Genomic DNA, 9,959 nt, shown 5'->3' on the forward strand with positions numbered 1-9,959 from the left:
AAGTAAAAGAAACATTTTTTAACATAGAAGTGTCAAGGGGAATGTCAGGAGTTATCAAAAGTCCTCAAGCCCTTTAATCGCTAGATGACCATTCAGTATTTTTAGAAAAAGGGCTGAAAAGATGAATAACCAGCAACCAACAGAAGCTGCTAATTTCTTAGCAAACTTCAAAATTGGTCTATGGTTCTTCGGTATTTCCTTCTGGCTATTTGGAATTACCGATAGAAGTATCGCTTCATTATCAGATGGATATCTTTCTGTCATTGACATCGCGCAACTAGGCACGGCGACGTTTTTCTTTGTAAGTTGGCTGCTTTTAAAGCCAACCTCAAGGCAAAAACAGGTTTAAGACAGGTGGCATTCGGAGGTTTTTTCCAGAGGTGTATCTAGTGCCAATGGCACTAGATGAAGTAGACGATCCCAAACGCGATCGCTTCTATACAAGCTTCCAAGCACCATTAGGAGTGCTAAAGCCAAGCATAAATCAATAGAAAAATCTCAATCTTTTGAATTATTATGTCTAGCAATATTCTTCAAAACACTGACTTTAAACTCATAAACAATAATCAATACCTAGAGATTTCTCTATTTATCACCAACTTCAAGAATGGAATTTGGGTATTTGGAATTCCCTCTTGGCTATTCGGACTCACCGATAGAACGGTTGCTTCTTTTGCTGATGGCTATTTATCAGTAATAGAAGTTATCCACTTATTTACAGCTTCTTTTTTCTTCCTAAGTTGGCTGTATTTAAGACCCGATCAAAACTTAACGGGCGATAGTTTAGGCACAATACAAAACTACCAAGCCGATGCAAATCCTTACCAAAATGAAGGATATTTATCTACAGTTCAAGCTAGAATGCTTGAATTGCAAGAGCAGCATCAGCATATGATAGGGCAGGAATATATTCTACCTTTCCCCTACGTATGCCAAATCTATCATTTATTAAATTTAAAACATCTGGAAAGTATTCACAACTTTAGCCTGAATAACTTAAGGGTTATTAATGTGAGTCATTTCCAGCCTACAGCCATCGGTGGAATGGTGAAATTCCAAACCGTTTTAGATTCTCCAATCAATCCTTTAAGGATTTGGAGACAACCTATCGTTGAAGTGGACTTAACATTGCATAGTCCCTATACGGTTGAACTCAGCATTCCGGTTTACAATGGCAAAAGGATCGTTGTAATTTTCAATGCCATTCCGCTCAGCGACACCGAACATAAGTTCCTCGTAGACATTTACAGTGACTTAGAGTGGCCCAGGCCTTTATTGCAATTTATCTTGCATTTTGCCTCTTGTTTGACACTCTTTGAAGATTTGCCTTACCTACAGAAACTAGCTGAAAGAAATATACAGCGGTTGGTCAGCTTAAATAGGGTTTCAAATCATGAAACAATGTGGCTTTTTCAAAGATTTGTAGACCTCTACGGTTCGAGTATAGAATCCTCGGAAACCAAAGCAATTAAAGCGATTGATGCGTCGCAAGAAGCTACCCTTTTAAGCTAAGACAGCGGAATCTAACGGTTGCTGGGTTTCGTTCCCAGGGTTCAGGCTACGGAATTTCGGCTAAAGATAGGTCCTATTCAGGTTCAGTTGAATGGCACTGCTTTCAGTCTTAAACTAAGGCTCTAAACTAAAGTTTGGGCTGAAAGCTCGTAACCCGTCAAAACGGGTTCAACGCTCACTCAGTCAGTTTAATTTAGCTTGATATTGCTTCTGGCTGTGGAATTTATCTCCAGGCTCATGGCGGCGGTTCTATTCAGATTCAGTTTCTTGCTTGTTGCACAAAGTATCCAGCAAACGGGATCTATCTGTCTGCAAGTCAAATAAATGTAACCCAAACTTCTCTGATAGTTCCTCAGACACCTTTATTCCCCTGACGCTGCTGCCGTGCGAGTCTAGCGGGGGTGAAAAAATTGCAATGCCCATTTGCTGTGGCACAACCACAATCAGTCCGCCCGATACTCCACTTTTAGCGGGAAGACCCACTTTATACGCCCACTCTCCGGCAAAGTCATACATCCCGCAAGTGTACATGACTGTCAAAATATCTCTGATATAACGGGAATCAACCGCACGCTCCTGGGTGATCGGGTTCATGCCGTTGTTCGCAAGAGTCGCTGCCATCACTGCCAAATCGCGGCAATTCACCATCAAAGAACACTGCTGAAAGTACAAATCCAGTGCCTCGTCAATTTTCGCGTCGATCATGCCAAAATTGAGCATCAGATGCGCCATTGCTCGGTTGCGATGCCCGGTCGTTCGCTCTGACATGAACACGGACATATCAATAAATAGGTTGTGTCCAACGTAACGCTGAAACATATCCAGCATCCGGTTTAAGCGCTCAGTTGGTCCCACTCCTTTAATTAAACTGGTGGTAGCGATCGCTCCCGCATTTACCATTGGGTTATACGGTCGCTTTGAGGATTCATCCAGCTTAATAATTGAGTTAAAAGCATCGCCGGTGGGTTCCACTCCTACCCTCTTTACAACATAATCGCGCCCATGATCTTCCAGCGCCATTCCATATACAAATGCTTTGGAAATCGACTGAAGGGTGAACAACTGTTCGCAATCGCCGATTTCATAAACTTGACCATCCACGGTGACAATGCATATCCCGAACCAATCCGGGTTTGCCTTGGCGAGTTCCGGGATATAGTTTGCCAATACACCTTCATGAATTGACTTGTACTTGAGGTGCAAGTCGTTGAGAAAGTCTTGCAGGATGGCACTTGCCATTGGTAATTGGTAATAAGGAATGGGTAATCGCTAATTGTTTCGGGTGACACTAGCGATTAGAAATTAACGTAAACTTGCCGCCGCCTGTTTGATGGGTTCAAGCAAATCTAAAGGTACCTGAAGCATATTCAGCGTACTGCGATCTGGAGTTTTGGGATCGGGACTGGGACCATGATAATCGCTGCCGCCTGTCATCAGTAAGCCATATTCAGCGCACAACTTTTTGAGATTTTGAATTTCTTTGGCACTGTGGTTGGGATGATAAACCTCAACGCCCATTAACCCAGCAGCAACCAATTCTTTCAGCACTTCCTTCACATCACCGCCTCGGAACAGGTAGGGATGCGCCCAGACAGGGACGGCACCACAAGAACGTAACATGGCAATCCCTTCAACAATCGAGAATTTCTCGTAATGCACATAAGCTGGTTTATCATCCCCCAGCAGGCGATCGAAAGCTTCCCGCGATGACTGAAAATAACCCGCTTTCACGAGGGCAGTCGCAATATGAGGACGCCCTGGTGCCATGCCTTCACCTAATTCAGGTAACTGAATCGGGTAGCCTAATTCTGCCAGTTTAGCGACTATTTGTTGCGATCGCCGTTTCCGTCCTTCTAGGCGATCGCTTAAAGGTTCCCGCAGCTTCTGTTCATCCGGGTAAAAGCCCAAAATATGTAAGGAACAATTGTTGTGAACGGTGCTGAGTTCCAATCCGGGGACAATTTCCAGGTTATACAGTTTGGCAGCAGCAAACGCCTCATCCCAGCCATTCATCGTATCGTGATCGGTGATGGCAAGGGCGCGGACTCCGGCACTCATCGCCGCGTTAACGAGTTCGCTGGGTGTGAGGGTGCCGTCTGAATATGTGGTGTGGCAGTGTAGTTCTAGCATTCTTTAATTGTCGCTTGATTCACGCTCAGTAAGATTGTGGCGGACTAAACTCGACGAAAGATGTCTTGGCAAAACTCTAGCGCTGCTTTCAAGTCGCTGGTTTGCTGAGGATACGCAACTTCTGGACGAGTAATAATAACTAAAGGAATGCCTAACTCTGCGGAAACTCTGCGCTTGATCTCCTCTCCCCCAGCAGTTCCCGATGCTTTCGTAACCACCAGGGAAATGTCCCACTGACGCCAAAGTGCCGTTTCCAATTCAGTAGAGATGGGGGGGCGAATCGCAATCAGTTTATCGGGTGTAAACCCTGATTGTAAAGCTGCTTCCAGCGCTGTTACGGAAGGAAGAATTCGGGCAAATAAAGTAGAATTTTCTTGCCAAGGACGGAACCGGGACAAGCTTCGATAACCAATTGTCAGTAGCACCCGTTGCCCTTGTAGGTAGTCTCCAGATAAAAGCGTGTCGAAACTATCTAGCTCTATTACCAGCTGCTTCTGTAAGCTTGCATCAATAACCGGACGCTCGTAGCGGAGATAGGGAATTTGTTGCTTTTGGGCAGTTGCGATCGCTATCTTAGAAATCTCCGCCGCATAGGGATGAGACGCATCCAAAATCGCCACAATTCCCTGCTCTTTTAAAAACCAATCCAACTGTGCTGCATCCAGATAGCCCACCCAAACTTGCAAGGAGGGTATTGATGGATACAGCGTTCTAGCGGCTTCTGTAGTGACAGTAACAATGCAGGGTAGATGGAAACGAGCGATCGCTTTTGCTAACTCAGCACTCTCCTGAGTGCCCCCAATTAGCCACAGGCGTTCCTCAAAGGATGAAGAATTCGTTTCTGATTCATCCCTCACCCTTTATCCTTCCTCTATCCCTTGAGTGCTTTTCTAAAGTTCTGACGATAGGATTTATTGCCAATTATCAAAGCAGGCCATAACAGAGCCAGAACGAGCCGACCTTGGCTGAAATTCGTTCGGCGAAACCCCTTCCAGAATCTCCATCCGCCGTATCCATAAGCCCCAAGAAATAATAAGCCTAATAACGTACCCATTCAAACAATCCTCATTAACCCATTAAAACTCACTGCATTTTTGTCGCCACCAGCAACTGTTAATCTTTCCAACACTGTTTGAGACATCCACCTTGGGCAGTTCCAGAAGATTAGAACATTCTGCTTCATCTCTCAAGTGTAAGCTAGACTACGCAATTGATTCCGGCTACACGGCAAAGTAGCATTGATTCAGTTCTAACCTATCCGAGGTTGAGTTGTAGCTGCACCCTCAAGATGTAACAAAAGCAATTTTCTAGATCGAGGAGCCAGCAAATACCAGCAATCAACGAGATAATTAGGGAGTCGCCGCTAAATTTAACATCTGCTTTAAAATGAAAGCCTCAAAGGATTTGCCCAGAGTCAAGGCTGCACTCTAATCTTATGAGGGATACCTTAAATTTCAAGGGTATAGGAGACTAAAAGACAAGACTTAGGTCAACTTAAATCATCAAGGTCACGCCCGTACCATAACAAAGAATCAGGAGGACTTATGCGAGCAGTGCTGATGGCTGGCGGTTCGGGAACGCGGCTGAGACCGCTGACGTGCGATCTTCCCAAACCGATGGTGCCGATTCTGAATCGACCGATTGCAGAACACATTATCAATCTGCTCAAGCGGCATCAGATTACAGAGGTTATTGCCACTCTGCACTATCTCCCTGATGTCATGCGAGACTACTTCCAGGACGGCAGCGACTTTGGAGTGCAGATCACCTATGCGATTGAAGAAGACCAGCCTTTAGGTACGGCTGGTTGCGTCAAGAACATTGCTGAGTTACTAGATGAAACCTTTTTAGTCATTAGCGGCGACAGCATTACCGATTTTGATTTAACACAGGCAATTGAATTTCACAAAAAACAGAAGTCAAAAGCAACCCTGATTTTAACCCAAGTTCCCAACCCGATTGAATTTGGCGTAGTAATTACAGATGAAAAACAGAGAATTCGTCGGTTTTTAGAAAAGCCTTCTTCTAGCGAAATTTTCTCCGATACTGTCAACACCGGCACCTACATTCTGGAACCAGAAGTCCTGCAATACCTCCCCAGCAATCAGGAGTCTGACTTCTCGAAAGACTTATTCCCATTGCTATTGGAACAAGACGAGCCGATGTACGGCTACGTTGCCCAAGGATATTGGTGCGATGTAGGTCATTTAGATGCTTACCGAGAGTCTCAATATGATGGCTTACATCAAAAAGTTAAATTAGACTTTGCTTACGAGCAAGTGTCTCCCGGACTGTGGATAGGTCAGAACACTCATATCGACCCCTCAGCCAAAATTGAAGCGCCTGCACTGATCGGGAATAACTGCCGGATTGGGGCACGAGTGCATATCGAACCAGGAACCTCAATTGGTGACAATGTGACGATTGGAGCTGACGCAAACTTGAAGCGTCCAATTGTCTGGAATGGAGCGATTATTGGCGAGGAAGCGCATCTGCGGGCTTGCGTAATTGGTCGTGGTACCAGAGTTGATAGGCGATCGCACGTTTTGGAAGGAGCCGTCGTGGGTTCGCTCTCTACCGTTGGGGAAGAAGCGCAAGTTTCGCCCCAGGTGCGTGTTTGGCCTAGCAAACAAATTGAATCGGGCGCGACATTAAACATTAACTTGATTTGGGGTCACACGGCTCATCGCAATTTGTTTGGGCAACGCGGTGTGAGTGGGTTAGCGAATATCGACATCACTCCAGAATTTGCTGTCAAACTGGGTGCAGCTTACGGTTCCACATTAAAGCCCGGCTCCCAGATCACCATCTCCCGCGACCAGCGGAATATTTCCCGCATGGTCAGTCGCGCTTTGATTGCGGGTTTGATGTCGGTGGGTATTCACGTCCAAAACCTGGAAGCAACGGCAATCCCAATTTCCCGCACCGTCATTCCCACTTACTCGGTTGCCGGAGGTATCCACGTGCGGGTGCATCCAGATCGACCCGACCACATTTTGATCGAATTTTTCGATCGCAAGGGCATCAATATCTCGAAATCCCAAGAGAAAAAAATTGAGGGAGCTTATTTTAAGGAAGACTTGCGGCGAGTCCAGATTCAAGAAACTGGAAATGTCGCCTACCCCAGCCAGGTGCTAGATGTTTACAGCACGGCGTTTGAGAATCATCTCAATACGGGGGCAATTCGCAACTCAGGCTCGAAGGTAGTCATTGACTACGTTTATGCAGTTTCAGGAGCCATCCTGCCACAACTGTTGGCAAAATTTGGCTGTGATGCTGTGGTACTGAATGCCAGCTTGAATCAAACCGGACTGGCTGCGGCAGAACGAGAAGCGTTGCTCAATCAGCTGGGTCATGTGGTAGAAGCGCTAAAAGCAAATTTTGGCGTCCAGGTATCAGCAAACGGAGAACAGTTAATTTTGGTGGATGAATCGGGTACGCCGATTCGCGGTGAAATGTTGACAGCGCTGATGGTTAACATGATTCTAACCGCTCATCCCAGAGGAACGGTGGTGGTGCCGGTGCATAGCAGCAGTGCGGTAGAACAGATTGCTCGTCGCCACGATGCTAAGGTGATTCGCACGAAGGCAAATCCCACGGCGTTGATGGAAGCGTCTCAAGCGAATCCGAATGTAGTACTGGGTGGCAGTGGGGAAATGGGCTTTATTTTTCCACAGCTGCATCCAGGGTTTGATGCCATGTTCTGCATTGCCAAGATGATGGAGATGCTAACGATGCAAGAGCGAAATCTGGCGGCGATCCGCGCCGATCTCCCCCGGGTTTACCACAAGAGTTACACGGTGCGCTGCCCCTGGACGGCAAAAGGAGCCTTGATGCGCCATTTAGTAGAAACCCACCCAGCCGAACATCTGGAATTAGTGGATGGAGTGAAGATTTGCAACTACCAGGATGATAGCTGGGTGCTAGTGTTGCCCGATGCCGGTGAGCCGTTGGTGCATATCTTCGCCAATAGTAATGACCGGGATTGGGTTGATGAAACCTTACGGGAGTATCGCGGTCGGGTTCAATCGTTTGTTGACCAAGAGGAAGGTGTGGAGGAAGTTAAATTGCAATTGGTGTAGGGTGTTAGGTAATCGGTAATCGGTGAAGAGCGATCGCTCCTTCATCCTTGGTTATTCGCTGATGACGAATGGCTAATTGCGAATAACCAAGTTCCCCGTCACCATACCCATTTTTGGGTCTTCTTTGGTACATTTGTTCTATTATGAATGAGGCCGCTCGGTTCAGCGCGAGGATCTTGGAGTTATGAACAGCTGCATTTTAATGGCGGAGATTATCAGGGAACCGCAACTTCGTTACACGCCGGATACCCAAACGGCGGTTACGGAGATGATGGTACAGTTTCCTGGACTGCGGGCGGAAGACCCCCCGGCAACGGTGAAGGTCGTCGGCTGGGGCAATTTAGCGCAAGAAATTCAGGGAAGTTTCAAGAAGGGCGATCGCGTCATCCTTGAAGGTCGCCTGACGATGAACACCATTGACCGGCAAGAAGGTTTTAAAGAAAAACGCGCCGAGTTGACGGTTTCCCGGATTCACAAAGTGGCAATCGATACAGATTTTGACACTTCGGTAGCCGAATCGGCTCCTCCCAGCAATGTCGTTCCAATGGGTTCTCGTCGTCCTAGCTCCGCACCCGCTGATGACAGCGATGGGGGAATGTCTGGAGACTTCCCAACAGAGGAAACACCGCCCAGTCGCGTTCCCACACGAACGGGCAGCCGTTCCACCCCACCGCCTCAAGGAGATATCGACGACATCCCCTTTTAGCCGTCATGGGTCATGAGTCATTAGTCTTTGGCAACATATTCATGGCTAAGGGCTAATCACTCGTAACTAATCGCTATTTGTGAAGATAATCGCCCAAAAAATCGAAGGGATCTTCGTCATCCCAACAAGGTTCAGGCCACAACCAGATGAGGTTGTGGTTAATATCTGCTTCGATTTCCTCACTGTCATCTCGTTCAAATAGCACTGCCAGTGCTGTCACGTCTCGCTCTCGCAAAGGCATGAGCGATGCGCCTTGAGTGCCTAAGTCATAGCTTTTCTTGGTTGAAAGGCCATAGGATATCAGAGCGTTTTCCCCAGCCACATAGCGCGCGGAAGGCTCGCTCTCAAGCTTTGACCTACAGAGGGCGAGTTCTAGGGGGAAGGTGGTGCTGTCGTTGCTAGATGAAGGGATAAGCATGGGTGCATACCGTAACAGCGTGGCAGCAGCTATATAAGCGAAGCGATCGCGCATAAAACCTAGAGCAGTCTTTCGATTCTGCGTAGATTCCGCGTAGAAGTGCTTCGCCTTCGCCTTTCTCGGCGGCAGAACGTTTTGCTTTCCAGCCTTGTTTCGCTTGCCGTTCCGGTTGCCAGCGATCTTTCTGGTCCGTCGCAGTAAATGCACAACCCCTTACACCACAAAAGAGCGTAAGACCCCTTAATCAAGATAATTACTTTCTGGGTAGGAAGTTGTATTCTAACTTTCTGCTCTGCAACTGTCTATCTATCAATTTATGTAGGCACAAATTATCTAGGCACAAAGTAGTGCCACTTCTACAAGGCAAACTAAGCTTTACAAAAATTTACAACTAAGCCCTAATTATGAGGCGAACTCTGAGGAAGTGAAGTAATTTTGTTTAAGTAGCTCTGTTCACTCCTCCTCAAAAAATAGCCTGTGTTTCAACTTTTATACGTTCTGGTTCATGCAATCCAGCCAGTTTTAGTACCTCTATGCTTTTTGTGTGCGTGGATGTTGCTCCTTTTGATTGGCTGGAGTTTATTTAGTACGATCTCCGCGAGTTTTACCAAAGCGAAGCAAATGCACAGCGTACCCTGTACCAATTGCCGATATTTTACCGGCGATTACCGGCTCAAGTGTACCGTGCAACCCAGTATTGCCCAGACTGAAGAGGCGATTAACTGCTCTGACTATCGTCCAATTCCGGGTTTTTCGTTCCATTCTCAAGACACAATTTGACACTGCTCGGCGTAAACGCGCGAGATTCTTTCTTCAACCAGTTGATTTGCTCGTTGATGTCACCACCCGCGAGTAGAGATCGGTCTGTCCGAAAGCGTTAATTCCGGCGTGCCCCGCCGTATTTATAGCAATCGCCAAGGTAATTAGGACGACAAGCATAAGACATGCTCGATTGCATCTCGCAAACAATTAAACTGGTCGAGTTGTTTGCGGATGCGGCTCTTGAGCCAAGACCAGCAGTTCTCAATTTTGTTGAGGTCGGGGGAGTAAGGTGGTAAATACCAAAGTTGAGCACCAGCCGCTCGAATCAACTGCTCAATCCGCCCGCCCT

Annotated in this window: 11 protein-coding genes; 5 read left to right on the top strand and 6 right to left on the bottom strand. The window is 46.8% G+C overall.

All coding sequences use genetic code 11. The features are described from left to right. Positions 1-121 precede the first annotated feature (121 nt). Together NDI34_RS21750 and NDI34_RS21755 are read left to right on the top strand one after the other, a co-directional pair. Positions 122-349 (top strand): hypothetical protein, encoded by a 228-nt coding sequence (locus NDI34_RS21750; RefSeq protein WP_190412080.1) that lies wholly within the window; start codon positions 122-124, stop codon positions 347-349. A gap of 167 nt (positions 350-516) precedes the next feature. Continuing rightward, on the top strand, positions 517-1,512 hold the full coding sequence (locus NDI34_RS21755; protein ID WP_348233802.1) for a hypothetical protein: 996 nt from the start codon (positions 517-519) through the stop codon (positions 1,510-1,512). Between the two features lie 249 nt (positions 1,513-1,761). Here NDI34_RS21755 and glsA read toward each other — a convergent pair whose 3' ends face one another. The 3 genes from glsA to NDI34_RS21770 all read right to left on the bottom strand — a co-directional run bounded on the left by glsA (position 1,762) and on the right by NDI34_RS21770 (position 4,499). Then, a complete protein-coding gene (gene glsA / locus NDI34_RS21760) occupies positions 1,762-2,751 on the bottom strand; it encodes a glutaminase A (protein ID WP_190675995.1) in 990 nt (329 codons plus the stop codon). 63 nt (positions 2,752-2,814) lie between these two features. Next, positions 2,815-3,642 carry a PHP domain-containing protein gene (locus NDI34_RS21765; RefSeq protein WP_348233803.1) on the bottom strand — a complete coding sequence of 276 codons (828 nt, stop codon included), beginning with the start codon at positions 3,640-3,642 and terminating at the stop codon, positions 2,815-2,817. A gap of 44 nt (positions 3,643-3,686) precedes the next feature. Then, positions 3,687-4,499, bottom strand: coding sequence for a cobalt-precorrin-6A reductase (locus NDI34_RS21770; protein ID WP_348233804.1), 813 nt, complete (start codon positions 4,497-4,499; stop codon positions 3,687-3,689). Positions 4,500-5,186: 687 nt separating this feature from the next. Between NDI34_RS21770 and NDI34_RS21775 the strand changes: the two genes are divergently transcribed. Beyond that, positions 5,187-7,724, top strand: coding sequence for a mannose-1-phosphate guanyltransferase (locus tag NDI34_RS21775; protein ID WP_190412085.1), 2,538 nt, complete (start codon positions 5,187-5,189; stop codon positions 7,722-7,724). 4 nt (positions 7,725-7,728) lie between these two features. Here the strand turns inward: NDI34_RS21775 and NDI34_RS21780 are convergent, their stop codons facing one another. After that, on the bottom strand, positions 7,729-7,857 hold the full coding sequence (locus NDI34_RS21780; protein WP_277877542.1) for a hypothetical protein: 129 nt from the start codon (positions 7,855-7,857) through the stop codon (positions 7,729-7,731). 51 nt (positions 7,858-7,908) lie between these two features. Between NDI34_RS21780 and NDI34_RS21785 the strand changes: the two genes are divergently transcribed. Then, the gene (locus NDI34_RS21785) at positions 7,909-8,430 is read left to right on the top strand and encodes a single-stranded DNA-binding protein (protein ID WP_190438744.1); all 522 of its coding nucleotides are present in this window, start codon (positions 7,909-7,911) and stop codon (positions 8,428-8,430) included. A gap of 73 nt (positions 8,431-8,503) precedes the next feature. Here the strand turns inward: NDI34_RS21785 and NDI34_RS21790 are convergent, their stop codons facing one another. Next, positions 8,504-9,055 (bottom strand): hypothetical protein, encoded by a 552-nt coding sequence (locus tag NDI34_RS21790; RefSeq protein ID WP_348233805.1) that lies wholly within the window; start codon positions 9,053-9,055, stop codon positions 8,504-8,506. A 414-nt stretch (positions 9,056-9,469) separates the two neighbouring features. Here NDI34_RS21790 and NDI34_RS21795 point away from each other — a divergent pair, with 414 nt between their 5' ends. Beyond that, a complete protein-coding gene (locus NDI34_RS21795; RefSeq protein ID WP_339380631.1) occupies positions 9,470-9,628 on the top strand; it encodes a hypothetical protein in 159 nt (52 codons plus the stop codon). A 143-nt stretch (positions 9,629-9,771) separates the two neighbouring features. Here NDI34_RS21795 and NDI34_RS21800 read toward each other — a convergent pair. Beyond that, positions 9,772-9,959, bottom strand: a 188-nt coding sequence (locus NDI34_RS21800) for a transposase (RefSeq protein ID WP_348232469.1), incomplete at its 5' end; no start/stop codon positions are given.

The organism is Trichocoleus sp. DQ-U1 (assembly GCF_039961925.1).
Taxonomy (GTDB): domain Bacteria; phylum Cyanobacteriota; class Cyanobacteriia; order Cyanobacteriales; family FACHB-T130; genus FACHB-T130.

What these genes read in the sequence shown, in the direction of transcription:
- NDI34_RS21750 (WP_190412080.1), top strand. Translation starts at nt 122, where the DNA reads ATGAATAACCAGCAACCAACAGAAGCTGCTAATTTCTTAGCAAACTTC.
- NDI34_RS21755 (WP_348233802.1), top strand. Translation starts at nt 517, where the DNA reads ATGTCTAGCAATATTCTTCAAAACACTGACTTTAAACTCATAAACAAT.
- glsA (WP_190675995.1), bottom strand. Translation starts at nt 2,751, where the DNA reads ATGGCAAGTGCCATCCTGCAAGACTTTCTCAACGACTTGCACCTCAAG.
- NDI34_RS21765 (WP_348233803.1), bottom strand. Translation starts at nt 3,642, where the DNA reads ATGCTAGAACTACACTGCCACACCACATATTCAGACGGCACCCTCACA.
- NDI34_RS21775 (WP_190412085.1), top strand. Translation starts at nt 5,187, where the DNA reads ATGCGAGCAGTGCTGATGGCTGGCGGTTCGGGAACGCGGCTGAGACCG.
- NDI34_RS21780 (WP_277877542.1), bottom strand. Translation starts at nt 7,857, where the DNA reads ATGTACCAAAGAAGACCCAAAAATGGGTATGGTGACGGGGAACTTGGT.
- NDI34_RS21785 (WP_190438744.1), top strand. Translation starts at nt 7,909, where the DNA reads ATGAACAGCTGCATTTTAATGGCGGAGATTATCAGGGAACCGCAACTT.
- NDI34_RS21795 (WP_339380631.1), top strand. Translation starts at nt 9,470, where the DNA reads ATGCACAGCGTACCCTGTACCAATTGCCGATATTTTACCGGCGATTAC.